22 protein-coding genes and 7 tRNA genes are annotated in these 23,381 nt (G+C 62.7%); 19 read left to right on the top strand and 10 right to left on the bottom strand.

The window, feature by feature from the left end; genetic code table 11:
* The first annotated feature begins 165 nt into the window (after positions 1-165).
* Entirely contained in the window at positions 166-867 is a 702-nt protein-coding gene (gene hemQ / locus QYQ98_RS01870) for a hydrogen peroxide-dependent heme synthase (protein ID WP_302007082.1), read from the top strand.
* 70 nt (positions 868-937) lie between these two features.
* Here the strand turns inward: hemQ and msrB are convergent, their stop codons facing one another.
* The 9 genes from msrB to QYQ98_RS01825 form a co-directional block, all read right to left on the bottom strand.
* Entirely contained in the window at positions 938-1,360 is a 423-nt protein-coding gene (gene msrB / locus QYQ98_RS01865; RefSeq protein ID WP_302007081.1) for a peptide-methionine (R)-S-oxide reductase MsrB, read from the bottom strand.
* Entirely contained in the window at positions 1,335-2,630 is a 1,296-nt protein-coding gene (locus QYQ98_RS01860) for a glycosyltransferase family 87 protein (protein WP_302007080.1), read from the bottom strand. The genes msrB and QYQ98_RS01860 overlap by 26 nt, the downstream gene beginning before the upstream one ends.
* A gap of 25 nt (positions 2,631-2,655) precedes the next feature.
* A complete protein-coding gene (locus QYQ98_RS01855; RefSeq protein ID WP_302007079.1) occupies positions 2,656-3,324 on the bottom strand; it encodes a dihydrofolate reductase family protein in 669 nt (222 codons plus the stop codon).
* Between the two features lie 53 nt (positions 3,325-3,377).
* A tRNA-Gly gene (locus QYQ98_RS01850) sits at positions 3,378-3,453 on the bottom strand.
* Between the two features lie 18 nt (positions 3,454-3,471).
* Positions 3,472-3,543: transfer RNA gene (locus QYQ98_RS01845), tRNA-Val, on the bottom strand.
* A gap of 18 nt (positions 3,544-3,561) precedes the next feature.
* Positions 3,562-3,635 (bottom strand) — tRNA-Cys (locus tag QYQ98_RS01840).
* A gap of 55 nt (positions 3,636-3,690) precedes the next feature.
* A tRNA-Gly gene (locus QYQ98_RS01835) sits at positions 3,691-3,766 on the bottom strand.
* Between the two features lie 47 nt (positions 3,767-3,813).
* Positions 3,814-3,885: transfer RNA gene (locus QYQ98_RS01830), tRNA-Val, on the bottom strand.
* A 28-nt stretch (positions 3,886-3,913) separates the two neighbouring features.
* A tRNA-Gly gene (locus QYQ98_RS01825) sits at positions 3,914-3,989 on the bottom strand.
* Positions 3,990-4,277: 288 nt separating this feature from the next.
* Here QYQ98_RS01825 and QYQ98_RS01820 point away from each other — a divergent pair.
* Positions 4,278-4,349, top strand: a tRNA-Val gene (locus QYQ98_RS01820).
* Positions 4,350-4,387: 38 nt separating this feature from the next.
* Here the strand turns inward: QYQ98_RS01820 and QYQ98_RS01815 are convergent.
* Positions 4,388-5,878, bottom strand: coding sequence for an MFS transporter (locus QYQ98_RS01815; RefSeq protein WP_302007078.1), 1,491 nt, complete (start codon positions 5,876-5,878; stop codon positions 4,388-4,390).
* 365 nt (positions 5,879-6,243) lie between these two features.
* Between QYQ98_RS01815 and QYQ98_RS01810 the strand changes: the two genes are divergently transcribed.
* The 17 genes from QYQ98_RS01810 (at position 6,244) to QYQ98_RS01730 (ending at position 23,366) form a co-directional block, all read left to right on the top strand.
* Positions 6,244-6,903 carry a copper resistance CopC family protein gene (locus tag QYQ98_RS01810; protein WP_302007077.1) on the top strand — a complete coding sequence of 220 codons (660 nt, stop codon included), beginning with the start codon at positions 6,244-6,246 and terminating at the stop codon, positions 6,901-6,903.
* A 156-nt stretch (positions 6,904-7,059) separates the two neighbouring features.
* Entirely contained in the window at positions 7,060-9,126 is a 2,067-nt protein-coding gene (gene thrS, locus QYQ98_RS01805) for a threonine--tRNA ligase (protein WP_302007076.1), read from the top strand.
* Positions 9,127-9,130: 4 nt separating this feature from the next.
* The gene (locus tag QYQ98_RS01800; protein ID WP_302007793.1) at positions 9,131-9,748 is read left to right on the top strand and encodes an HIT domain-containing protein; all 618 of its coding nucleotides are present in this window, start codon (positions 9,131-9,133) and stop codon (positions 9,746-9,748) included.
* Positions 9,748-10,404, top strand: a complete 657-nt coding sequence (gene pgsA, locus QYQ98_RS01795; RefSeq protein ID WP_302007075.1) for a phosphatidylinositol phosphate synthase — start codon at positions 9,748-9,750, stop codon at positions 10,402-10,404. The genes QYQ98_RS01800 and pgsA overlap by 1 nt, the downstream gene beginning before the upstream one ends.
* On the top strand, positions 10,404-11,324 hold the full coding sequence (locus tag QYQ98_RS01790; RefSeq protein WP_302007074.1) for a phosphatidylinositol mannoside acyltransferase: 921 nt from the start codon (positions 10,404-10,406) through the stop codon (positions 11,322-11,324). Before pgsA ends, QYQ98_RS01790 begins: the two co-directional genes overlap by 1 nt.
* A 6-nt stretch (positions 11,325-11,330) precedes the next feature.
* A complete protein-coding gene (locus QYQ98_RS01785) occupies positions 11,331-12,494 on the top strand; it encodes a glycosyltransferase family 4 protein (RefSeq protein WP_302007073.1) in 1,164 nt (387 codons plus the stop codon).
* Positions 12,491-12,865, top strand: coding sequence for a hypothetical protein (locus QYQ98_RS01780; protein ID WP_302007072.1), 375 nt, complete (start codon positions 12,491-12,493; stop codon positions 12,863-12,865). Before QYQ98_RS01785 ends, QYQ98_RS01780 begins: the two co-directional genes overlap by 4 nt.
* A 68-nt stretch (positions 12,866-12,933) precedes the next feature.
* Positions 12,934-13,782, top strand: coding sequence for an acyl-CoA thioesterase II (locus QYQ98_RS01775; protein WP_302007071.1), 849 nt, complete (start codon positions 12,934-12,936; stop codon positions 13,780-13,782).
* A 77-nt stretch (positions 13,783-13,859) separates the two neighbouring features.
* Complete coding sequence (locus QYQ98_RS01770) at positions 13,860-14,615, top strand: YebC/PmpR family DNA-binding transcriptional regulator (RefSeq protein ID WP_302007070.1); 756 nt, start codon at positions 13,860-13,862, stop codon at positions 14,613-14,615.
* A 133-nt stretch (positions 14,616-14,748) separates the two neighbouring features.
* Positions 14,749-15,270, top strand: coding sequence for a crossover junction endodeoxyribonuclease RuvC (ruvC, locus tag QYQ98_RS01765; protein ID WP_302007792.1), 522 nt, complete (start codon positions 14,749-14,751; stop codon positions 15,268-15,270).
* Positions 15,267-15,899: a Holliday junction branch migration protein RuvA gene (gene ruvA, locus QYQ98_RS01760; protein ID WP_302007069.1), complete on the top strand. Its 633-nt coding sequence runs from the start codon at positions 15,267-15,269 to the stop codon at positions 15,897-15,899. The genes ruvC and ruvA overlap by 4 nt, the downstream gene beginning before the upstream one ends.
* 44 nt (positions 15,900-15,943) lie before the next feature.
* Entirely contained in the window at positions 15,944-17,020 is a 1,077-nt protein-coding gene (gene ruvB / locus QYQ98_RS01755) for a Holliday junction branch migration DNA helicase RuvB (RefSeq protein WP_302007068.1), read from the top strand.
* Positions 17,021-17,072: 52 nt separating this feature from the next.
* Complete coding sequence (gene yajC, locus QYQ98_RS01750) at positions 17,073-17,441, top strand: preprotein translocase subunit YajC (protein WP_302007067.1); 369 nt, start codon at positions 17,073-17,075, stop codon at positions 17,439-17,441.
* A gap of 209 nt (positions 17,442-17,650) precedes the next feature.
* Complete coding sequence (secD, locus tag QYQ98_RS01745) at positions 17,651-19,726, top strand: protein translocase subunit SecD (protein WP_302007066.1); 2,076 nt, start codon at positions 17,651-17,653, stop codon at positions 19,724-19,726.
* A gap of 2 nt (positions 19,727-19,728) precedes the next feature.
* Positions 19,729-20,976, top strand: coding sequence for a protein translocase subunit SecF (secF, locus tag QYQ98_RS01740; protein ID WP_302007065.1), 1,248 nt, complete (start codon positions 19,729-19,731; stop codon positions 20,974-20,976).
* A gap of 47 nt (positions 20,977-21,023) precedes the next feature.
* Positions 21,024-22,784: an ABC transporter substrate-binding protein gene (locus QYQ98_RS01735; protein ID WP_302007064.1), complete on the top strand. Its 1,761-nt coding sequence runs from the start codon at positions 21,024-21,026 to the stop codon at positions 22,782-22,784.
* A 3-nt stretch (positions 22,785-22,787) separates the two neighbouring features.
* The gene (locus QYQ98_RS01730; RefSeq protein ID WP_302007063.1) at positions 22,788-23,366 is read left to right on the top strand and encodes an adenine phosphoribosyltransferase; all 579 of its coding nucleotides are present in this window, start codon (positions 22,788-22,790) and stop codon (positions 23,364-23,366) included.
* The last annotated feature ends 15 nt before the right edge of the window (positions 23,367-23,381 follow it).

Genomic DNA, 23,381 nt, shown 5'->3' with positions numbered 1-23,381 from the left:
GGCGGAGAGCTGCGGGTGGTCCGAATGTGTCACGCGTTCCAAGCTATCCAGAGCTCGCCGCCATTCCGTGGAGGCGCGCCGTTGCCCGCCGCGGGCCGCACGGTAGGATCGGCTTGTAGAACTTTTGGTGGACCTCCCGTGTGCGGGAAGAAAGGATGCTCCGCGATGACTCAGCCGGACATTGAAAAGCTCAACAACACTCAGCGTTACGCCCAGTGGGCGACGTTCCGCGCGATCCCAGGGGCGCTGGGCCACGAGCGCGAGGAGATCATTGCCGAGGTGAAGGATTTCTTTGCCCGCCTCGAGGACGAGGGCAAGGTCGTTGTGCGCGGCATCTACGACATCTCGGGCATCCGTGCGGAAGCGGACGTGATGATCTGGTGGCACGCGGAAGAGTTCGCCGACATTCAGAAGGCCTACAACGATTTCCGCCGCACGACGGTTCTCGGCCAGTGCCTCGAGGTCTTCTGGATCGGCGTGGGCCTGCACCGCCCGGCCGAGTTCAACCGTGGCCACCTGCCGGCATTCATCATGGGTGAGGAGCCGCAGGACTGGATCACGGTCTACCCGTTCACGCGCTCCTACGACTGGTACATCATGGACGCGGATAAGCGCCGCCGGCTGCTCATTGAGCACGGTCAAGCTGCCGCCGAGTACAAGGATGTCCGCGCCAACACGATGTCGGCGTTCTCCCTCGGCGATTACGAGTGGATGCTGGCTTTCGAGGCGCCGTCGCTCGAGCGGATCTCCGACCTGATGCACAAGATGCGCTACACCGAGGCGCGCCTGCACGTGCGCGAAGAGCTGCCGTTCTTCTCCGGCCGCCGCGTCGCTGACGTCGCAGAGCTCATCAAGGTTTTGCCTTAAGCAGCACGCGCTTATCGACGAATGCCTGCCCACGCTCACCGCGTGTGCAGGCATTTGCTGTGTTCGCCCGTTATTGCTCGACGGGTTTTTCCTCCAGCGTCATGGAGATGGAGTTGATGCAGTAGCGCAGGTCGGTCGGGGTGTCGTACCCCTCGCCGGCGAATACGTGGCCGAGGTGGGAGCCGCAGTTGGCGCACAGCACCTCGGTGCGCACCATCCCCAGGGAGTGGTCTTCCCGCTCGATGATCTTGTCGCCGGCGAGCGGGGAGAAGAAGGAGGGCCAGCCGCAGTGGGACTGGAATTTCTCGGTGGAGCGGAACAGTTCCTCGCCGCAGGCGCGGCAGCGGTAGACACCCTCGGTGGTGGTGTCGGTGTACTCACCCACTCCGGGTGGCTCGGTGCCGGCCTCGCGGAGTACGTGGTACTCCTCGGGGCTCAGGCGCTCGCGCCATTGCTGTTCGGTCCAGTCACTGTAGTTCGTGTTTTCCGTCATGGCGTTGCGTCCTTTCAGTTCGGTTCGGGGAGTGGGAGTGCGCTGTTTCAGCGGCAGGTGCTGCCGTCGGTGCACTCAGGGCTGCAGCCATAGCCCATGCGGCAGCGGCGACGATGAAGATCGCCCAGCCGGCGGTGGGCAGGAACGTGTCCAGCCAGCGGCCAGTGAGGTAGTGGCTGTCCGCTACCCAGCTCAGCGGTGACAGGCAGAGAATTATTCCCACCCACGCGGCTGGAGAGCGGAAGACGCTGAGTCTGCTGCTCAATGTGAACACGGCGGGGAAGAGCATCATCGAGTAGTACGCCTGCCCCAGTGAGGAGAGCAGGCACACACCGGCCAGTAAGACGGCGGCTGTGGTGGCGGCCCACACCCACGGTGCGGTGTAGCGGAACCTGGCGAGCGCGACCACAGCGGCGAGCACCGCCACCGCGAACACCACGAGCAGGACGGCGTGAAGCCATCCTGGCATACCGAAGTAAACGGCCGCACCCGCCAGCGAGGAGTTGGCGTAGTCCCGGGTCTGCTTGAGGTACGGCGCGACAATGTCGATATAGTCGCGTGCTCCAGGTGTCAGCGGCCACGCCACCACGTTGAACAGGACCGGCACCGCGATTCCGCCGGCGAGTGCACGCCAATCTAGGCGCAGCAGCGGTAGCAGGAGCAGCGGGGCGAACATCGGCTTGACCAGGATGCATAGACCGAGGACCACGCCCGCTGCCCACGAGGAACTGCGTCCTTTAGTCAGCAGCCCGGCGAGGAATGCCACGAGACCGAGGAAGAGGATCCCGTTGATGTTGGAGAAGCCGAGGGTGTTCGTCACAGCTTCTGTCGCGAAAGCCAGCGCGACTGCGCCAGGAAAGACAGGGGAGGAAATTTCCCGCCCCGCCAACCGCGTGAGCCAGGCGAGCCCCCCGATGATGCAGGCGGCGTTGACGAGAATGAACAGGGCCCGGATAGCGCCCATGTTGTCCACCAACCCCAGCGGAGACAGCAGCAGCGTGGCCCCGGGGTTGTACAGGTAGTGCGGGTCGACGTGGTGGTAGACCTCGTTGTAGACCGGCTCCCGCAGGACGAACCGCCGTGCGGCGGACCACACGGTGGTGAAGTCGTCAGTCACGGTTCCCGGCAGTGCCACCACGAAAATGCGGTGGAAGACCAACAAGAGGGCCAAGGGCCATAGGAACGCGTTCGCGATAGCCCGCCAGCGCTGGGGCCCCTCCGGTGTGGGGAAGGACCAGGCGGAGCGGTAAGCATTCATGCGGGTAGTCACAGCCCCCAAAACTACTAAACGGGCATCAGCTTCCCGTGCCCACCCGCCGGTAACGGGCGAAGATGTGCGAACCGGAAGAGTACACGTTCTCCAGCGTGAGCTCCACGTCGATGTCGCCCTCAAAACCGGCGGGCTCGCCGTTCACGTGGGGGGAGCAGGTGAGGTGGAGGACGTCGATAAGCGATGTTTCAAACATCGCGGCATACAGCGACGGGCCTCCCTCGCACACGATGCGGCCGAGTCCCCGAGTGCGGAGCGCATCCACGATCTCTCGAGCACTTCCGGCGCCCGTGCCGACGAGTTCAGCGCCGGCTCGGCTAAGGGTCTCGCGTTGCTCGGTGAGGTCGGCGCGGACAAGCGACTCGTTAGGCGTGAGGATCAGCGGGGGAGGGCCGGAGAAGAGCTTCGACGAGGTGTCGAAGTTCAGGGAGCGGGACACGACCGCGATGGGGATGTCCGCCGGCCCGTAGTCCTCTGCTTTGACCGTCCCGGAGCCGACCAGCACGACGTCGGCCCACTCGCGCAGCGCAAGCATGACGTCCTTATCCGCGTCGTTGCCGAGGCTGCCAGACGTGCCGTTAGCGGTGAAAGACCCGAACGCCGTGGTAATGGCCACGGCGCGGACTTCCTCTGTAGTGGTGCTCGGTCCGATGATTTCGGTGTGGGTCTTCGATGACGGTGGTGAAGCTGCCATGGCACAAAGAATAGCCCCGCAGACTGGACAAGAATTCCGGCCGGCGGGGCTTTTGGAGCGGATGACGAGACTCGAACTCGCGACCCTCACCTTGGCAAGGTGATGCGCTACCAACTGCGCTACATCCGCAAAGGACTTGCGTCCTTGTGCGCGATACTGGGATCGAACCAGTGACCCCTACCGTGTCGAGGTAGTGCTCTACCGCTGAGCTAATCGCGCAATATATTCCTATGAATATGGAGGTGGAAACGGGAATCGAACCCGTGTACAAGGTTTTGCAGACCTTTGCCTCACCACTCGGCCATTCCACCGCGGGCGATTTCCGCCTCTTTCACTGTGCCAACCAGCGCGGGGCTAACTGGCACATGGAGCGGATGACGAGACTCGAACTCGCGACCCTCACCTTGGCAAGGTGATGCGCTACCAACTGCGCTACATCCGCAGTGCGGGCAAATTGTCCGCACAGAAGAATCCGTATGAGACTCTCCGTGCGCGATACTGGGATCGAACCAGTGACCCCTACCGTGTCGAGGTAGTGCTCTACCGCTGAGCTAATCGCGCTTAAGGGTTAAGCCCCCGCGAGGGGACTTGGAGCGGATGACGAGACTCGAACTCGCGACCCTCACCTTGGCAAGGTGATGCGCTACCAACTGCGCTACATCCGCATGCATTCGTTCGCTGTGAACTTGTGCGACTAGAAACTCTAATGTGTCGCCCCGCATTCGACCAAATCCCGTCGTTGTGACTCGTTTTTGGCCAGTTCGCGGGTGCCTGCGGCATCCGCTTATCGACGGTTTCCGCACCGGTAGTCCGCCGCGCCCACCCCAGCAACAACCGCCGCTGGAAGGTAGTAGAACCACCGGGTGAAAGCCGGCCGATTTCCGGTGCCAGGGGCGCGATTATGGTCTTGAGCCGTCTCGGTGTTAATGTATCCCTCGCGCCAAAAAGGCAACGGTCCCATGGCTCAGTGGAAGAGCGTTCCGTTCACACCGGAAAGGTCGCTGGTTCGATCCCAGCTGGGACCACACGAACAAAACCCCGCTTAGGCGGGGTTTTGTTGTTTTCAAGATGAAGCGTTGGGGCTCGGGCTTTTCGGGTTCCCGCGGAAGCACCAGGCGGTGACTGCGCAGAGGATTGCGGCTGAAAGGGCGTGGAAGGCGATCAACAGCTCGTGGGCGTTCGCGTAGGCGGGGGCGGCGGCGTCGTGAGTGGAAGGATCGTAGATGGCGTCCATGCCGGTGGCCGCGAGGTCAGGCGGAAGAAAGGTGAGCAGGAGAGACGTGAACATGGAGCCGGACACGGCGACCGTGATCAGTGTGCCGAACTCGTAGGAGACTTCTTCGATGCCAGCAGCCATGCCGGAACGCTTCGGTGGGGCGGCACCGATGATGGCGGTTGAGGACACCGACATGGCGAAGTTCGCTCCGGCTCCAAGGATGATCACACCGCCGAGAAACACCGGGAAACTGTCGATCGCAGAACCCCACCACGCAAACAGTGCTCCGGCGACACAGGCGGCGAACCCGCCGGAAATAATGGTGCGGAACCCGATGCGGTGAAGCACCGCGCCCCCGGCAACGGAGAACGGCAGCGCGGCGAACCCCACGACACCGACGGCGAGGCCGGCGTGGAAAGGAGAGAAGCCGTCGACAAGCTGAAGGCGTTGAGTGGTGGTCATCTCCACACCGATCTCGACGAACATGGCGCCTGCGGCTGCGACCACGCCACCGGTGAAAACGGGATTAAGAAAGATGTCCAGGGTGAGAAGCGGATCATCGAGCTTCTTCTGGCGCCAATGGAAAAGGATCGCACCCGTCGCCATCACAACTGCTGATACGGCGAGCACCACCGGGTGGGTGTCCAGCCGCGCCGCCTCCTCAATAGTCATGGTCAACCCCGAGAGGGCGAACAGCGCGAAAACCGAGGAAACGAGATCCCAATGCTTGTCCGGGTTGGGCTTGTTGCGGGGCCCGATCAGGAGCGTGAGCGCCACGGCGATCACGACAACGGGGACGTTGATGAGGAAGACCGAACCCCACCAGAAGAACTGAAGTAGCGCGCCGCCGACGACGGGGCCGAGCGCGGCACCGAGCACCGCCGCGGAAACCCAGATGCTCATTGCCAAGTTCCGCTCCCGCTCGCCCGGAAAGATCTGATTGACCAGAGCGAGCGTTGCAGGGAGCATTGTCGCTGCACCGGCACCCAGGAAAGCACGGGCGGCAACGAGGGACCACACAGTTGGAGAGAACGCGGCAGCTAGAGAGGCCAGACCGAAAATGACTAGCCCCACCATGAACATGCGGCGGTGACCGATCCGGTCGCCCAGCGAGCCCGACCCCAGCAGCAAACCCGTGATCACCAACGGGTACGCGTTGATGATCCACAAGGACTGCGAAGCGGTCGCGTCGAGGTGCTCGTTCAGAGCCGGTAGCGCGGTGTAGAGGATCGAGTTGTCCAAGGCCACCATGAGCAGACCCAGCGAGACGACTGCAAAGAACGGCCACCGGTTCGGGTTGGCCGGTTTTCGTCGATGGGGACGGTCATGGGGAAGCACGCCGGTCAACCTACCCCTCGACCTGTACTTTGTCACGGAGCTGGCAACTGCCCCGGACGGCGGCAGGACTCATTGCCGAATGAATTGCATGTGGACCCGCGCAAGGGTCAAATCCAGCTACTTGGGTCCAGCTAATTGCATACAAAGGTGTGTTTAGCTGGATCCATGTAGCTGGATCTTAGGGCCATGAGCCGAGCAGCAGCGCCGTTGACGACATGCCCCGGCCGTTGAAACCCTATGCGGTTGCGGAGCGGACGCGTTCCTCGGCGTGGTACTCAGCGACGATGGTCAGAAAGTTGGCGGGAACTTTCACGGCTAGCTTGGGTACTAGTAGAAGAAACCAGAGTCGAAAAAGGAGCACGCACATGGCACGCACCAAGAACACCGGGACCCGCGCACTGCTCGCAGCCACAGCCGCAGCGGCACTCACCCTCGGTGCCGCGCCGCTGGCATCCGCGCACGATTCAGTCATCTCCGCACGCCCCGGCATTGAAGAGGTGGTCGCCGAATTCCCGGCGGAACTCGTGCTGGAATTCTCGGCGCAGCCCAAGGAAGACTTCAACACTGTGGCGTTGTCGCGCGTCGCCGACGAGGAGGTCCTGTTCAGCGGGGAGCCCAAGGTCCACGATCGGGAGATCAGCATCGCGGTGCCCGCCGACATCGATGCCCAGCCGGGGCAGTACCGGATCGGATACCAGATCACTTCGTCCGACGGACACGCGACGAAAGGAACAACGAGCTTCACCTTTTCGCCGGAGCAGACGACGGGAGATACCGCCGCGCCGGGCACCGAGTCTGCGCAAGGCGAGCAGGGGGAAAAAGGGAGCGACACGACGTCGACAAGCGATGAAGCTGAGAACGAAACGGGCGCTGGCTACGCCTGGTTGTGGCTGCTGCTAGGCGCGTTGTTATTCGGCGGCGTGGTCATTGCGGCGCTGAGCCGGCGCCAGCGCAACGACGACGCGAACCAGCGCGTGCGCGACATGGATGGGCTGGATGACGCGGATCGCACCGACCGCGACTAAATAGTGCCCAGAATAACGGGCATGCCCCGCAGGGGTAAGATCGCCCCCAGTGCCCACGCGCTGTCTTTGAGGCGCGCGTGGGTCTGACATGAACACACCGCGGGCGCGGCCAGGTATGCCGTCTCGCACGAGCGCAAAAGGAGCGCTGAAGAGCATATGTCCAGCGGGATTGCCCCAACTGCACTGAACCACGAGCCCTTCGAGGTTCCCGCCGGCACAGCCGTCGGCGCGGCGATGCGTGAGCTCGAACTGCCCAATAAGGGCGACGACGCCATTGTCTGCGTGCAGGATGCCGAAGGAAACCTCAAGGACCTTTCCCACGTGCCGAAGGAGACCGAAACGTTCATGCCGGTCGCGGCCAATACCGAGCTTGGCCGCAGCGTCATCCGCCACTCCTGCGCCCACGTTCTCGCGCAGGCGGTGCAGGAGGAATTCCCCGACACCAAGCTGGGCATCGGCCCCGCGATCAACGACGGCTTCTACTACGACTTCGACGTCGAAGAGCCGTTCACCCCTGAGGATCTTAAGACGCTGGAAAAGCGGATGAAGAAGATCATCAAACAGGGCCAGAAATTCGTCCGCGGCGTTTACGCATCCGCAGAGGAAGCGGCCGAGGACCTGAAGAACGAGCCGTACAAGCTCGAGCTCATCCAGGACAAAAGTTCCGTCGACCCGAATTCCGACGAGGCTACCGAGGTCGGCACCGGCGATTTGACCCACTACGACAACGTCAATCCGCGCACCGACGAAGTGGTGTGGCACGACCTCTGCCGCGGCCCGCACGTGCCCACCACCAAGTACATCCCGGCCTTTGCTCTCACCCGCTCCTCCGCGGCGTACTGGCGCGGCGACCAGGCCAACGCCGGTCTGCAACGCATCTACGGCACCGCCTGGGAGTCCAAGGAGAAGCTGGAGGAATACCAGCACATGATCGAGGAGGCTGAGAAGCGCGACCACCGCCGCCTCGGCTCCGAAATGGACCTGTTCTCCTTCCCGGATACGGTCGGCTCGGGTCTGCCCGTTTTCCACCCGGACGGCGGCATTGTGCGCATGGAGATGGAGAACCACTCCCGCAAGCGCCACATCCAGGCCGGGTACTCCTTTGTGAACACCCCGCACGTGACCAAGGGCGACCTGTTCCAGCAGTCGGGCCACCTCGACTGGTACGCCGACGGCATGTTCCCGCCGATGCAGCTCGACGGGGAGACGAACGACGCGGGTGAAGTGACCAAGCAGGCGCAGGACTACTACGTCAAGCCGATGAACTGCCCGATGCACAACCTCATCTTCGATTCCCGCGGGCGCTCCTACCGCGAGCTTCCGCTGCGCCTCTTCGAGTTCGGCACTGTGTACCGGTATGAGAAATCCGGCGTTGTCCACGGCTTGACCCGAGCCCGCGGCTTCACCCAGGACGACGCGCACATTTACTGCACTGAGGACCAGCTGGAGCAGGAGCTCACCGATGTCCTCGAGTTCATCATCTCCCTGCTCAAGGATTACGGCCTCGACGACTTCTACCTCGAGCTGTCCACCAAGGACCCGGAGAAGTATATCGGCGACGATGAGATCTGGGAGCGCTCCACGAGCATCCTCCAGGCAGTCGCAGAGAAGTCCGGTCTCGAGCTCGTGCCGGATCCGGCTGGTGCGGCCTTCTACGGTCCGAAGATCTCCGTGCAAGCGCGCGATGCCATCGGCCGCACCTGGCAGATGTCCACCGTGCAGCTGGACTTCAACTTGCCGGAACGCTTCAACCTCGAGTACACGGCCTCCGACGGCACGAAGAAGCGTCCGGTGATGATTCACCGCGCTTTGTTCGGTTCCATCGAGCGCTTCTTCGGCGTGCTGCTCGAGCACTACGCCGGAGCTTTCCCGGCATGGCTGGCGCCGCACCAGGTCGTCGGTATTCCGGTCGCGGACGACTTCGCGACGCACCTAGACGGGATCGTGGATGCGCTGCGCGCTCGCGGCATCCGCGCGGAGGTCGACCACTCGGACGACCGCATGCAGAAGAAGATCCGCACCCACACGCAGTCCAAGGTGCCGTTCATGCTGCTGGCCGGTGCCCGCGACGCCGAAGCGAACGCCGTAAGCTTCCGCTTCCTCGACGGCAGTCAGGTCAACGGTGTGCCGGTTGACGAGGCAATCGAGCTCATCACCGCGTGGGTGAGCGACCAGCTTAACGAGCAACCGAACGAGGTGTCTTTTGAGGCCCGCCGCGGATAGCAATCTGGACAGCACCGACACCTCACCCAGTGCGGGGGAGGCGGCGGCACCCGACGAGTACGTCGACACCGGTGTCGGCGTTCCTGATCGCCTGGTCCGGCTGTGGGCGCCGTTCCGGTCTGCTTACATTTCCTCGATTCCGGGTGAGAAGGACCAGAACGCGGATCCGTTTCTGGCAGCGCCGGAGCAATCTGACGAAGATGCGCTGATCGTCGCGCGCGGAAAGACGGTCTACGCGCTGCTCAACCTTTACCCTTACAACGCGGGGCACCTAATGGTGGTGCCGTACCGCAAGGTGGCGGAGTTGGAGGACCTCACCACTGAGGAAACGCACGAGCTCATGGAATTCGCCAAACTCGCCGTGCGCACCCTCAAGAGGGTGTCCCACCCTGAAGCGATCAATGTGGGGCTCAATTTGGGTAAAGCGTCCGGTGGATCTGTCGGTGATCACCTGCACCTGCATGTGGTTCCGCGCTGGGCGGGTGACTCGAACTTCATGACGGTCATCGGCGGAACCAAGGTGCTGCCACAGCTGCTGCGGGAGACTCGAGAGCTGCTCGCCGAGGGCTGGCAGGAGACAGTCCGCGAAGATGAACCCGGTGAGGGGGAGGACGGAGTCTGATGCTCAGTCTTCACGGGAGAAAACCGGCGGCGACGGTGGCAGAGCCCGTCGCAAAGCTCTTTTTGCGCCTTGGTCTCACCCCGAATGCCGTGACGGTCTTGGGCACGCTTGCCACCATCGCTGCTGCCGTTGCGCTCATTCCTACCGGCCACCTGGTGTGGGCGGCTGTGCTCACCGCGTTCTTCGCCGCATTCGACATGATCGACGGCACGATGGCGCGGCTCAAAGGCGGCGGAACAGCGTTCGGTGCGACACTCGACGCATCGTGCGACAGGCTTTCCGACGGCGCCTTGTTCGGCGCTATCGTGTACTGGCTCGTCTATGTCGAGCATGCTGACCGGGCAGCTGTCGCTGTGACGCTGGTGGTGCTGGCGCTGTCCCAAACGATAAGCTACATCAAGGCGCGCGCCGAAGCGGGCGGTTTGAAGGTCAACGGCGGGCTGATCGAACGGCCCGAGCGGCTCATTCTCGCTGTTGGCGGGCTGTTCCTTGAAGGTCTCGGCGTTCACCTCGCTCTGGAGACCGCCATGTGGATCCTCGCCCTAGGCTCCGTCTTCACCGTCGTGCAGCGTCTGCTCAAAGCATCGCGCGATCCGAAGGCGGGCCAGCGCATCGCCCCGCCTGCCGGGGTCCCGGACCCGGGGGCCGCGCGGTAATGGCGTCGGACGAGGGTTCCGACGAGGGCATTGTCGCCCAGCGTCTCGCCGCGGCCGGGTACATCGCTGGTTGGAAAGTCGTGCGTCACCTACCGCCCCGGACGGCGGCTGCGTTGTTCAACGCGGGTGCGGATCTCGCTTCGGATCAGGGGCGCGGGGCAGAAATGCTGCGCCGGAACCTCACGCGCGTCGTCGGGGCGGAGAACGTCACGCGAGCGCTCGTCCGCGATTCGATGCGCTCGTACGCGCGGTACTGGAACGAAGCATTCCGCCTTCCCGCGATCGCGGGCGATCCGGAACTGCTCGCGCGGCTTGATGCCGGTGTCCACGGACGCGAACGCCTCGACGAGACTCTCTCGCGCGGCCGGGGGCTGATTCTCACCCTCCCGCATTCGGGCAACTGGGACATGGCCGGAATGTGGCTCGTCTCCCGCTACAGCGGTTTCGCCACCGTCGCGGAACGGTTGCGCCCGGAGGCGCTTTTCGACGCGTTCGTGGCCTACCGCGAGAGTCTCGGCTTCGAAGTTCTCGCCGCGACGGGCTCTGATGTTCCCCCGTACGAACGCTTGCGGGAAGTGCTCGCCGATGGCGGCATTGTGTGCCTGATGGGGGAGCGCGATATGACGCCGCGGGGCGTCCCGGTGTCGTTTTTCGGTGAGGAAACGACGCTGCCGGCGGGGCCAGCGAAATTGGCCATCGATACCGGTGCAGGCCTGCACGTGGCTCATTCCTGGTTCACCGGCACCGCCGCGGATCCTGATTGGGGGCACTCGGTGTCGCCGGCCCTTCAGGTGACGGATGTGGCCGAGACCACTCAGCGCATCGCCGACGGTTTCGCTGCGAATATCGCCGCCCATCCGGCGGACTGGCATGCCCTGCAGCCAATGTGGCCCGCCGACCGCGCGGGGCGAAAGCGGTGATGGCTCGTGCGTATTGGCATGGTGTGCCCGTATTCCTTCGATCATCCAGGCGGGGTTCAAGCTCATATTCTTGACCTTGCGCGGATAATGGTGGACCGGGGCCACGATGTCAGGATTGTGGGGCCAGGTACCCGCTCCGGTTCGGGCCAGGGCCGTGGCGAGCTGCCGGACTATGTGACCGTGGGCGGCAGGGCCGTTCCCGTGACATACAACGGTTCAGTGGCCAGGATCTCCTTCGGGCCACGGACCTTCGCTACCGTGCGTCGCTTTCTGCGCGAAAGTGAATTCGACGTCGTGCACATCCATGAACCGAATGCCCCCAGCTATTCACTTGTGGCGTTGATTTTGGCCGAGGAGCCGGTCGTGGCTACGTATCATGCATCTGCGTCAGCGTCGCGCGCCTTGCGGATGGCCCGACCTGTGCTCCGGCCTGCACTGGAGAAGATCCAGGCGGGCATTGCCGTTAGCGAGATGTCGCGCCGCTGGCAAGTTGAGCAACTTGGCGGCGACCCGCTTCTGATTCCCAACGGGGTGGACACGAAACGCTTCGCGTCCGCGCGGGCAGCTATGAATAGGGGTGCGCGGGACGTTATGAATAGGGGTGCGCGGGGCGAGAGCACCGATGATGACAGGGTGCACATCGTCTTCCTGGGGCGGTACGACGAACCCCGCAAAGGCCTTCCGGTCCTGCTGGAGGCTCTGTCCATGATGGACGAGACTCCTCGCGTGACAGTCATCGGCGGAGGTTCCCCGGTCCGCGTCGGGGAGTACGAGGACGTGGAGTTTGTCGGACGCGTCAGCGAGAACGAGAAAGCCCGGCTGCTTGCACAGGCCGACATCTATGTCGCCCCGAATACCGGCGGGGAATCATTCGGCATTGTCCTCGTCGAGGCAATGGCAGCTGGATGTGCTGTGGTGGCCAGTGACCTCGAAGCTTTCGCCGACGTGTGCGGTGCGGAGACGGCCGCACCCGCCGGGGCGCTATTCCCGGTGGGCGACGCGAACGCCCTCGCCGTGACACTGCAGAAACTCATCCGCAACAGGGCACTGCGCGAAGCTCTCGCCGCGGCGGGGTCTGAGAGAGCTCGGCTCTATGACTGGGACGTCGTCGCCGACCGGGTGGAGGCGGTGTACGAGGCGGTCGCTGGCGGACAGGGGAGCGTGCAATGAGTCCCACCCTGGCGCTTATCGGTGTTCTCGCCGCCGCAGTTGTCGCCGTCGTAGCGGTGTGGGCCGTTCTTACCGCCCGTCGGCTGGACCGGCTGCACATTCGTCTGGATCGAGCAGGTGCGTCCTACGAAGCGGCAGTGGAGCACAGGGACGCTATAGCGGACATTGTCGCGCGCACCCGGGACGACCACGCGGCCCGTCAAGCGCTGGCAGAGGCAGAGGAAAAAGTGGACCTGTCTCTTCGTTTGTACAATGACGCTGTCGTGGCCACCCGAGTGGTGCGGCTGAAGCCGGGCGTGCGCGCACTGAGGCTGGCTGGCACGGCACCAATGCCGGAGTTCTACGGCAGCGCGCGGGAATTGAGCAGATAATCTGGCCCAGCGAAATCCGTTCTGGATTCCGGGGAGCCGTAATAGTGGAAACGTTTAAGCTTTGTCCCATGCAATTCGATATTCCCAGCATCGACGACATTCTGAACTTGGAGCAGCTGGACGACAATGTCTTCCGCGGCGCAAGCGTTTACTCCGGTTTGCAGCGCACCTACGGCGGTCAGGTGGCGGCACAAGCGCTGTCCGCCGCCACGAAAACGGTTGGTGAGGAAAAACTCGTGCACTCCCTGCACAGTTATTTCATCCGCCCGGGGCAATCAGACCGGGATATCGTCTTCGTGGTCAACCGCGTGCGCGACGGCCATAGCTTCTCCACCCGCATCGTCGACGCTGTCCAGGGCGGGAAGACGATCTTCTCGCTCGAGGCGAGCTTCCACATCACCGACGATGAAGGGATCGAGCACTCAGACAAGATGCGCGCCGTGCCGGATCCTGAGAACGTCGTACCGCTCGAAGAGACGGACGGGCCGTTGAAGTTCTTCTCTATGTGGTCGAAGGACTGGGATGTCCGGGTGGTTCCGGACGATGAATTCGAACACAACCCGTACACGCCGAGCCAGCAGGTTGTGTGGTTCAAATCCAAGCGCCAGCTCCCGGACGACCAGACTTTCCACATCTGCACGTTGGCGTACATGTCCGACCTAACTCTGCTGCACTCCGCGCTTGTTCCGCACCGCGGCCACAAGGTTCAAATGGCGTCCCTCGACCACGCGATGTGGTTCATGCGCCCCTTCCGCGCCGACGAGTGGATGCTGTACGACCAAGTGTCCCCCTCTGCCCACGGCGCGCGCGCTCTCACACAAGGCCGTATCTTCGACCGCCAGGGCAATCTTGTGGCCATGACCGTCCAAGAAGGTCTTACGCGCACGCTGAAAGAAGGCGGCGTCGCCTTTTCCTAAACGCCAGCCCAGGCGGCTATAGGGGCACGCGTATACTCGACAGCCGACACTTCAGCCGGAGAAAGGGGAGATGGCACATGGCAGGCCACTCAAAATGGGCTACTACCAAGCACAAGAAAGCCGCTAACGACGCGAAACGCTCTAAGCTGTGGGCGAAAATGATCAAGGACATCGAGGTCGCGGCGCGCACTGGTGGCGGTGACCCGGCGGGTAACCCCACGCTCGACGACATGATGAAGAAGGCCATGAAGGCCTCTGTCCCGAAAGACAACATTGAGCGTGCGCGCAAGCGCGGCTCCGGCGAGGAAGCTGGCGGCTCCAACTGGGAGGATGTCACATACGAGGGATACGGCCCGAATGGTGTGGCCATGCTCATCCAGTGCCTGACCGATAACCGCAATCGCGCGGCCACCGATGTCCGCACCGCGATGACCAAGAACGGTGGCAACCTGGGCGAATCCGGTTCCGTGGCCTACATGTTCAGCCGCAAGGGCGTGAACACTGTGGCCAAGGGTGACCTGACCGAGGACGACCTGCTCCTGGCGGTGCTCGAGGCGGGTGCTGAGGAAGTCAATGATCTCGGCGATCAGTTTGAGGTCGTTTCTGAGGCGACCGATCTGTACCCCGTGCGCGACGCGTTGCGTGAGGCGGGCATCGAGGTCGAGGACACCGAGCAGGACTTCCGCGCTTCGGTCGAGGTCGATCTGGACCTGGAGAGCGCAAAGAAGCTGGAGAAGCTTATCGACGCGTTGGAGGATGCCGACGACGTCCAGAACGTCTACACCAACATGACTGTGTCGGACGAGGTCGCGGAGGCTCTGGCCGACGAGTAGATCCCGGCGATGGCTACGGCCGAGCGGACCCGGTGCCGGCCGGGTCCGTTTTCGCTTTTCAACGTCGCTGCCGGTCGGTGACGGGGCCGTGTGGTAGAACAAATGTGTGACTACGACAGAAGGGCTGCGCGTGATGGGGATCGACCCGGGGCTTACCCGGTGCGGTCTTTCTGTGCTGCAGACCGGCAAGGGCCGGCAGGTGATTCCTGTGGCGGTCGGTGTGGTGCGCACTCCGTCGGACGCGGAGTTGCCGGAACGTCTTCTGCGGTTGTCAAATGCCGTGAACGATTGGCTCGATGACTACGCGCCGGATGTCATCGCAATGGAGCGAATCTTCGAGCGCAGCAACGTGTCCACCGTGATGCACACCGCGCACGCTGTGGGCGTCATGGTGCTCGCCGCCGCGCAGCGGGACATTCCGGTCTATATGTACACCCCGTCCGAAGTGAAGAAAGCGATCTCAGGCAACGGTCGGGCGGACAAGAAACAGATGACTGCCATGATCACGCGCATTCTCGGTTTGGGGGCGCCGCCGAAACCAGCGGACGCCGCTGATGCGCTGGCTATTGCTGTCTGTCACTGCTGGCGTGCCCCGTTGCTCGCGCGCACTCAAGCTGCTGCTGCGTTGACTGGAAGAAGGAGTCAGGGACTGTGATTGATTCACTCAACGGCGAGGTTGTTTCCATCGGGCTGGATCACGGGGTGATCGAATGTGGCGGAGTCGGATACCGTTTCTTGGCCACACCGCCGACACTCGGCCGGTTGACACGGGGTGAGAAAGCGCGTGTGTTGACCACCCTGGTGGTCAAGGAAGATGCCATGACCCTCTACGGTTTCACGGACGATGATGCCCGCGAAATGTTCCACCGCCTCACAACGGTGACCGGGCTCGGCCCCAAACTGGCGTTGGCCGCGCTGTCGGTGTTTGAACCGGCGGAGCTTGCTGGACACATCACCGCGGGGGACTCGAAGACGATCCAGTCGATCCCGGGGGTGGGCAAGAAGATGGCCGACCGTCTGGTGTTGGAGCTGAAAGATAAGCTGGCCGGGGTGTATGCAGCGCAGCCGGGCGCGGCCGCGCTGACGGCGGCTCCTCAGAACCAGGACACGTCCTTGGCTACCGAGCAGGTGGTGGAAGCGCTCGTCGGGCTCGGCTTCCCGGAGAAGAGCTCCCGAGCAGCCGTTGACGCTGTGATTGCGGAGTCCCCGGCCCCGGATGCCGTGGCGACCGTGGACTCGTCGGCGTTGCTCCGCGATGCGCTCAACCGATTAGGTAAGAAGTAGGCGCGTGGGATACGTGGATAAGCCGGTCAAGGAGGTCGCAGCGGATGTCTGATGTGGAGAAGACAGAATTCGAACTTCCGGCGGACCTGGCCCGGCAAGTGAACTCTCCGGTGGATGCGAATGAGCACACCGGGGAACAAGACTTTGAGAAATCCCTGCGCCCCAAGTCCATCGACGAGTTCATCGGTCAACCGAAGGTGCGCGAGCAGCTTGGCCTGGTACTCACCGGAGCTAAGAAGCGCAACGTCACCCCCGATCACATTCTGCTTTCCGGGCCGCCGGGGCTGGGAAAGACCACGATGGCGATGATCGTGGCGCAGGAACTCGGGACGTCGCTACGCATGACCTCCGGTCCTGCACTCGAGCGTGCTGGCGATCTGGCAGCGATGCTGTCGAACCTGATGGAAGGCGACGTGCTCTTCATCGACGAGATCCACCGTATTGCGCGTCCGGCCGAGGAAATGCTCTACATGGCCATGGAGGATTTCCGCATCGACGTCATTGTAGGCAAGGGGCCAGGCGCAACCTCGATTCCCCTGGAAATCCCGCCCTTCACTCTCGTGGGCGCGACCACTCGAGCGGGCATGCTCACGGGCCCGTTGCGCGACCGCTTCGGTTTCACAGCGCAGATGGAGTTCTACGGTGTCGAGGATCTGACGCACGTGATCACGCGCGCAGCCTCGATTCTCGGGGTCGAGATCGAGCATGATGCGGCCGTGGAGATCGGTTCACGTTCGCGTGGCACCCCGCGCATTGCCAACCGTCTTCTGCGCCGTGTCCGTGATTGGGCGGAGGTCAACGGTGACGGGACGGTCACGGTCGAGGCGGCGCAGCAAGCGCTGGATGTCTTCGACGTGGATGAGCTCGGGCTGGACCGGCTCGACCGGGCGGTGCTGGACTCTTTGATCCGCAGCCATGGCGGCGGACCTGTCGGTGTGTCCACGTTAGCCATCGCGGTGGGGGAGGAACCATCCACCGTGGAGGAAGTGTGCGAACCGTACCTCGTGCGCGCCGGCCTCATGGCCCGCACAGGTCGCGGCCGCGTGGCCACCGCTGCCGCATGGCACCATCTCGGAATGACACCTCCGCCGGAGGCGCCGGGACAGTTGCACCTCTATTAAGTTCACGAGAGCGAAGCAATGGTTTCGCGGCGGTGTGTCACAATGGTTCACCATGGAATACCTACTGATTCTCCTAGTCTTCGTCCTGTTCGCGTTGCCCGGCATTCTCCTGTCGCGCACGAACCGGAAGCGGGTGGAGAAGGCCCGCGCGGTGCAGGCGGCGGCCCAGCCCGGCGATCGGATCATCACGGTGTCCGGGTTCCATGGCCGGATTGTCGCCGCGGGCGAGACCACTGTGGATGTTGAACTCGCCGCGGGCGTGGTGGCTACGATGGAGCGTGAAGGCGTGTACAAGGTGCTTGACGCCCAACCTGCAGAACCCGCCGAACCCGCAGATCCTGCCGAAGCCCCGGCAGAAGGGCAGCAAAACAACGTCACCGGTAGTCTCACGGGCCGTGACCCGGAGGATGAGGTGCGCTAGAACGTCCGTGAGTGTGTGAGATAGCTCGGTGTGCAAAGAAAAAGGGCACGCCGAGCTTAATCATTTCCGCGTCCATGACGTACGATCACTGACTGGACCTTTCCCGGACTGGAGCTGGTGCGGCTGCGCAGCCGTGCGCTAGGCGGGAAGAGACGACAAGGACCACCTTGCACGGGTAACCCCGCAGGCGTGCGGCCACGCCTGCGGACATGCAACCGCCTGGGTGGATAGAGCAGGTTAATGAGGAGAGCTCGTACGTGACTTCGAAAACAGCAGGTAGGCGACCAGCCCGCGAGGGAGGATCGAAGCGGGCTTGGCCCAAGCGCGCACTCGCGCTGTTCGCACTCATTTTGGTGACCACTTACGCTCTCGTGTTCCTTACGGGGGACCGTGAGGCGACGCCGAAACTGGGTATCGACCTTCGTGGTGGTACCCGCGTCACGCTCGTGCCGCAGGGTGAAGAGCCGACAAAGGAACAGCTGGACCAGGCACGCACCATTCTTGAGAACCGCGTGAACGGCATGGGTGTCTCGGACGCGAACGTGGTCGTTGACGGCAACACGCTCGTGATCACTGTTTCGGGCGAGGATTCCGCAGACGTCCGAAACATCGGTCAGACATCCCAGTTGATGTTCCGTCCGGTGGCTCAACCCAACCAGCAGGCGGACGTGGTGTCTTTCCCGCAGGTGATGCAGGACATGGCTAACCGCTGGGTCGAGTACCGTGTTATCTCCAAGGATGATGCTCAGGCGACGATGCAGCAGTTCGCTGACACGTTCAACCAGCAGGTGGACGCGTTGAACAAGGCGCAAGAGGAACAGGGTGGCGAAGGCCAGACGACGACCAACGTGGAGCCAATTGAGGTCCCGCAGATCACGTCGGAACCGAAGCCGGAGCCGGATAACAGCCTCGAGGCGGCAGATTTCCGCCAAGAAGCGACAGCGATGCTGCGGGAGGACCGCCAGTCTGAGGATCCGACGAAGCTGCAGGCTGCGTCATGGTTGATGAAGTGCACGCCTGCTGAGCCTGAGAGGCCCGCTCCGGTCGACCCCTTGGCCGGTACTGACGATCCGGCCCGTCCTCTCGTTGCCTGCGATTCGAACTCGGGTCAGCCTCTGCTCCTCGACCCGGTTCCGCTGCTTCAGGGCGTCGAGGATCCCAACGGTCCGCGTCTGACGGGTAGTGAGATTGACACGAACCGTCCGATAACCGGCGGATTCAACTCTCAGACCGGCCAGATGGAGATCAACTTCGCGTTCAAGCAGGACGGAGAGCACAACGGCTCGTCCACGTGGGCGGAGCTTACTGCCGCGATGCTGCAGCAGCAGATCGCCATCACTCTGGACTCTCAGGTGATTTCCGCGCCGCAGATCCAGTCTCCGACACCGGTGGGCTCGACCACCTCGATCACCGGCCAGTTCACTCAGGAGGAAGCGGAGAATCTGGCTAATAACCTCCGTTACGGTGCGCTCCCGCTGTCCTTCGCCGGCGAGAACGGCGAGCCCGGCGGCACGGCTCTGACGGTTCCGCCGTCATTGGGCATTGCGTCGTTGAAGGCAGGCATCATTGCGGGCTTGGTCGGTCTGGCTCTCGTTTCCATCTTCGTCTTTGTGTACTACCGCCTGTACGGTCTGATTTCGCTGTTCACGTTGTTCGCCGCAGGTGCACTCGTGTATGGCGCTCTCGTTCTTCTGGGCCGGTGGATCGGCTACACGCTCGACCTTTCGGGGGTGGCCGGTCTGATTATCGGTATTGGTACAACTGCGGACTCGTTTGTGGTTCTCTATGAGCGCATCAAGGACGAAGTGCGCCGCGGAAGGACTTTCCGTTCAGCGACGATGAATGGTTGGGATCGCGCCAAGGGCACCATTGTCACAGGCAATATGGTCACGCTGATCGGTGCAGTTGTGATTTATTTCCTGGCTGTCGGCGAGGTCAAGGGCTTCGCGTTCACCATGGGCCTGACCACAGTCTTTGACCTCTTGGTCACGTTCCTGGTCACCGCACCGCTGATGATTCTGGCCTCCCGCAGCGCGTTTTGGGCCAAGCCCTCGGTCAACGGTATGGGCAAGGCGTTCGAGGCTGGCCGCTCCAAGCCGGTTGCGGCACGCACAAAGAAACGCGCCGCAGCTTCGTCTGTGGTCGCCTCGGAGCATTCCGCACCGGCGGAGCCAGCGGCCGCGAACGGAACCACCACGGTTGTCGCCGACAGGATCGGCGCAGAGCCGTTTGACACGGACAATGACGCCGTCACGCCCACGGCACCCAGGGAAGAGGAGAAATAACAATGAGCACCTCACTGAACTCCGCCACCCCGTCGCCGGCAAGCGACGGCGCACACCAGATCGACACCGAAACTGAGACGGCAACGCATGCAAGGGGCATCGAACGTCTCTATGAAGGCAAGGGCGCCATCGACTTCGTTGGCCGCAGCAAGCTGTGGTACACGATTGCTGTTGTCCTCGTCCTTCTTTCCGCTGCGGCTATGTTGCTGCGCGGTTTCAACCTGGGCATCGATTTCGAGGGCGGCACGAAGATGTCCATGCCCGCGGGCGACCTCGTCGCCGAGCAGGTCGAGGAGACCTTCGTCGACGCCACGGGTGTGACTCCGGAGCTGACGCAAATCGTGGGTGCGGGGGACTCCCGCACCTTGGAGATCAACTCCGAGCACTTGTCGCAGGAGCAGATCGACAGTGCTCGTGAGGCGATCTACAACGAGTACAAGCCGCTCGACGCATCGGGTGATCCGTCTCCGGACGCTATCGGTGATTCCACGGTTTCCGAGTCGTGGGGCTCGACGATCACCAACCGGATGCTGCTGTCCATGCTGATCTTCCTGGTCACCGCCGCGGTTTATGTCGCAATCCGTTTGCAACGCAACATGGCCATTGCGGCGATGGTCGCGCTGCTTTTCGACGGTGTGGTCATCCTCGGCATTTACGCCCTGTTCGGTCTCGAGGTCACCCCGGCGATGATCATCGGTCTGCTGACCGTCTTGACCTTCTCCCTTTATGACACCGTGATCGTCTTCGACAAGGTCAAAGAGAACACCGAAGGCATTCTGGATTCACGCCGGTCCACATATGCGGAAGAGGCGAACCTCGCGGTTAATGAAACACTGATGCGCTCTATCTCCACCTCGGTGATTTCGGCGTTGCCGATCATCGCACTCATGGTCGTGGCTGTGTGGTTGCTCGGTGTGGGCACATTGCAGGACCTCGCACTGATTCAGCTCATCGGCGTCGTCGAGGGTGTCATCTCCTCTCTGTTGCTCGCGACATCCCTCCTGGTCACTCTGACGAACGCGCAAAGCAAGTATAAGGAGCACAACAAGGAGGTCGCCGAGTACCGCTCGGCAAAGAGCGGGGGCTCGCTTATCGACGGCACCGCTCATCCCGCCACCGATCTGCCTGATGGAGATAGTGCTGCCCCTGCTACTGCCAAGCGCACTGTTTCCTCCCCGTGGAGCGGGCACGACACATCGGCAGAGCAGTCCCGCCATTCGGCCGCGACGTGGCGTCCGAATCAGAACTAAGGCGCGGCGGCTAGGACCACAGATAGGAAAAGGAAGAGGACATTATCGTGAGACGCAAGCATCTGGTGCGGCTGGCCGCGGCGTTGACGGCCGTGGGAGCGTTCGTGGCGGGGTGCTCGGGTTCTGGAGATTCGCCGAAGGACTCGACCACTCTGGACTATTTTGGCTACCAGCTATCGGTCCCGTTGGTGACCACCAATGCCGCCACGCAGATCGGCGACTCGTTGAAGATGCAGCGTCTGTCCGGGCGCATATTTCCGGGTGCGTTCATTCCGGGGCCTTCGGGTCAGCGGATCCCAAACACCGACCTTGTTTCCACTCAGCTGCTGCCTGCTCCTCAGCGGCAGGTGATTTACACCTTGTCAGATAAGGCGGTGTTCTCTGACGGTGTGCCTGTGACATGCGATGATTACGCCTTGGCCTTTGCCGCTGGCTCTCACCCGGAGATTTTCGCGTCCCATATGCCGCAGATGCAAGACGTGGAACGCGTTGATTGCACGCCCGGTTCGAAGCAGTTCACTGTTGTCTACCAGCAAGGCAAGGGCGGACGCTGGCGCGAGCTCTTTAGTGCGGGCACGGTTCTTCCTGCTCACGTGATTGCGAAACGCGTGGGGATGGAGACGGCTGACTTCACCCGGGCGTTGGAGGCCGGCGACCCTGAACTCATGGGCCGTGCTGCGCAGGTGTGGCGTTTCGGGTTCGCACTGGAGAAATTCGATCCTGAGCTCCAAGTGTCGTACGGACCGTACAAGATCGAGTCGGTTGGGGAAGAAGGCGAAGTCGTTCTCGTGGCCAACGAGACGTACTACGGAGATGCCCCAGAGGTCCCCAAGATCGTGGTGTGGCCGTCCACAAAGGATTCAGCAGAGTTGCAGCAAGCCGGCGCGCTGATGGTGGGGGACCTAAACAACCACAGTCCGGAGTGGTACAACGCACCACCGGAGGCCGACGAGGGCGCGAACGCCGACGACGTTCGGACCGGCCGGGACGGTAAAGATGCAGAAGCGTCCGAGGCAAGCGCTGCGGGGGAGACACCGTCGACTGAATCTGTTGATCCGGAGTCGCCGGAGAGCCACCAGGAGCTCCAGACCGTCATCGGTGAGATGACGGACACACTGATCTTTGCCTCAGCGGGCCCATGGGCGTACCAGGAAAATCGTTCGGCTTTGGCCAAGTGCGTGGATTTGCGGGGTGTCGCGGCGGCGTCGTCACGCGAAGCCGGCATTGAATTGCCACCGTCGCCCGTCCACGTGCTCACACACAATGACCCGATGTCCCGGCATCTCGACGACATTGCAAATCCGCATCTCGCCGTCGATGTTGAGGGTGCGCGCGTCGCCGAAGGTCTTGAGTTGCAGATTGGTTACCCGGTGCCCAGCAAGCGCTTGGCCGCGATGGTGGAGTCGATCAAGAGGTCGTGTGAGCCAGCTGGCATCACCGTCACCGACGTGACCGGCAACGGTAAGACGCGCGGCGACCTCATGACCGAGGAACCCGGGTGGAACGACCAGGGCGAGATTGACCGTGGTGGAAAGATCGATGCTTTCCTTGGCGCGGTGGACCCCATGATGGAGTACGAGACTGCGACATCTCGGTCAGAGGAGCTGCAGAGCCTCCGCGCCGAGGAGAAGCGCCTGTGGGAGGAGGTGCCGTCGATTCCTCTGTCCCCGCAGCCTCGCACGTTCATCGTGGACAACAGCATCAAAAACGTTGTGGTCTACACTGGCCCTGTCGGGATCGGCTGGAACATGGACCGCTGGCACGTTCCCGGTTTGGGAACCACGCCGGAACGGAAGGACGACGAATAACCCATGACTGCTCCTGAGAACTCCACTCAACCCACTTACCGGACTGCGCGTGAGGCACTCGCCGCGCGCATGCGTTATGTGCAGGACTTTCCGGAAGAGGGAGTGCTCTTTGAGGATTTGACTCCCGTGCTGGCTGACGGAGAAGCACTGAAGGTCGTCATCTCTGAGATGGCTGAGGCATCCCGGGATCTCGGTGCTGACATGATCGGTGGCCTGGATGCCCGCGGTTTCCTCCTCGGCTCTGCCGTCGCCTACGACATGGGCCTGGGTATCCTCGCTATCCGCAAAAAGGGCAAGCTCCCGCCGCCGGTGATCAGCCAAGAGTACTCCTTGGAATACGGCGAGGCAGCGCTGGAGATCCCGGCCGAAGGAATGAACCTCCAGGGCAAGCGCGTCGTGCTCGTAGACGATGTGTTGGCCACCGGCGGCACGTTGATGGCGGCCCGCGAGCTGATTGAGCAGGCTGGTGGCATCGTCGCGGGGTGCGTGGTTGTGCTCGAGGTCTCGGGCTTGGGCGGGCGCGAGCGTCTCGACGGCATTCCGCTGGTGGTCCTCAACCAGAGCGAGGGCAACGCGGCGTAGACGTGTTCGCGTGGC

The sequence above is a fragment of the Corynebacterium sp. P3-F1 genome (assembly GCF_030503635.1).
Taxonomy (GTDB): domain Bacteria; phylum Actinomycetota; class Actinomycetes; order Mycobacteriales; family Mycobacteriaceae; genus Corynebacterium.
Note: the sequence above shows the minus strand (reverse complement) of the source record. Positions and strands in the feature narration are given on the sequence as shown.

Bases quoted from the DNA above. Each gene is read 5' to 3' on its own strand.
- ruvC (WP_302007792.1), top strand. From the start codon at position 14,749: ATGGGGATCGACCCGGGGCTTACCCGGTGCGGTCTTTCTGTGCTGCAG.
- pgsA (WP_302007075.1), top strand. From the start codon at position 9,748: ATGCTCAGTCTTCACGGGAGAAAACCGGCGGCGACGGTGGCAGAGCCC.
- QYQ98_RS01855 (WP_302007079.1), bottom strand. From the start codon at position 3,324: ATGGCAGCTTCACCACCGTCATCGAAGACCCACACCGAAATCATCGGA.
- hemQ (WP_302007082.1), top strand. From the start codon at position 166: ATGACTCAGCCGGACATTGAAAAGCTCAACAACACTCAGCGTTACGCC.
- QYQ98_RS01770 (WP_302007070.1), top strand. From the start codon at position 13,860: ATGGCAGGCCACTCAAAATGGGCTACTACCAAGCACAAGAAAGCCGCT.
- QYQ98_RS01730 (WP_302007063.1), top strand. From the start codon at position 22,788: ATGACTGCTCCTGAGAACTCCACTCAACCCACTTACCGGACTGCGCGT.
- msrB (WP_302007081.1), bottom strand. From the start codon at position 1,360: ATGACGGAAAACACGAACTACAGTGACTGGACCGAACAGCAATGGCGC.
- secF (WP_302007065.1), top strand. From the start codon at position 19,729: ATGAGCACCTCACTGAACTCCGCCACCCCGTCGCCGGCAAGCGACGGC.
- ruvB (WP_302007068.1), top strand. From the start codon at position 15,944: ATGTCTGATGTGGAGAAGACAGAATTCGAACTTCCGGCGGACCTGGCC.
- QYQ98_RS01775 (WP_302007071.1), top strand. From the start codon at position 12,934: ATGCAATTCGATATTCCCAGCATCGACGACATTCTGAACTTGGAGCAG.
- QYQ98_RS01780 (WP_302007072.1), top strand. From the start codon at position 12,491: ATGAGTCCCACCCTGGCGCTTATCGGTGTTCTCGCCGCCGCAGTTGTC.
- thrS (WP_302007076.1), top strand. From the start codon at position 7,060: ATGTCCAGCGGGATTGCCCCAACTGCACTGAACCACGAGCCCTTCGAG.
- secD (WP_302007066.1), top strand. From the start codon at position 17,651: ATGCAACCGCCTGGGTGGATAGAGCAGGTTAATGAGGAGAGCTCGTAC.
- yajC (WP_302007067.1), top strand. From the start codon at position 17,073: ATGGAATACCTACTGATTCTCCTAGTCTTCGTCCTGTTCGCGTTGCCC.
- QYQ98_RS01810 (WP_302007077.1), top strand. From the start codon at position 6,244: ATGGCACGCACCAAGAACACCGGGACCCGCGCACTGCTCGCAGCCACA.
- QYQ98_RS01790 (WP_302007074.1), top strand. From the start codon at position 10,404: ATGGCGTCGGACGAGGGTTCCGACGAGGGCATTGTCGCCCAGCGTCTC.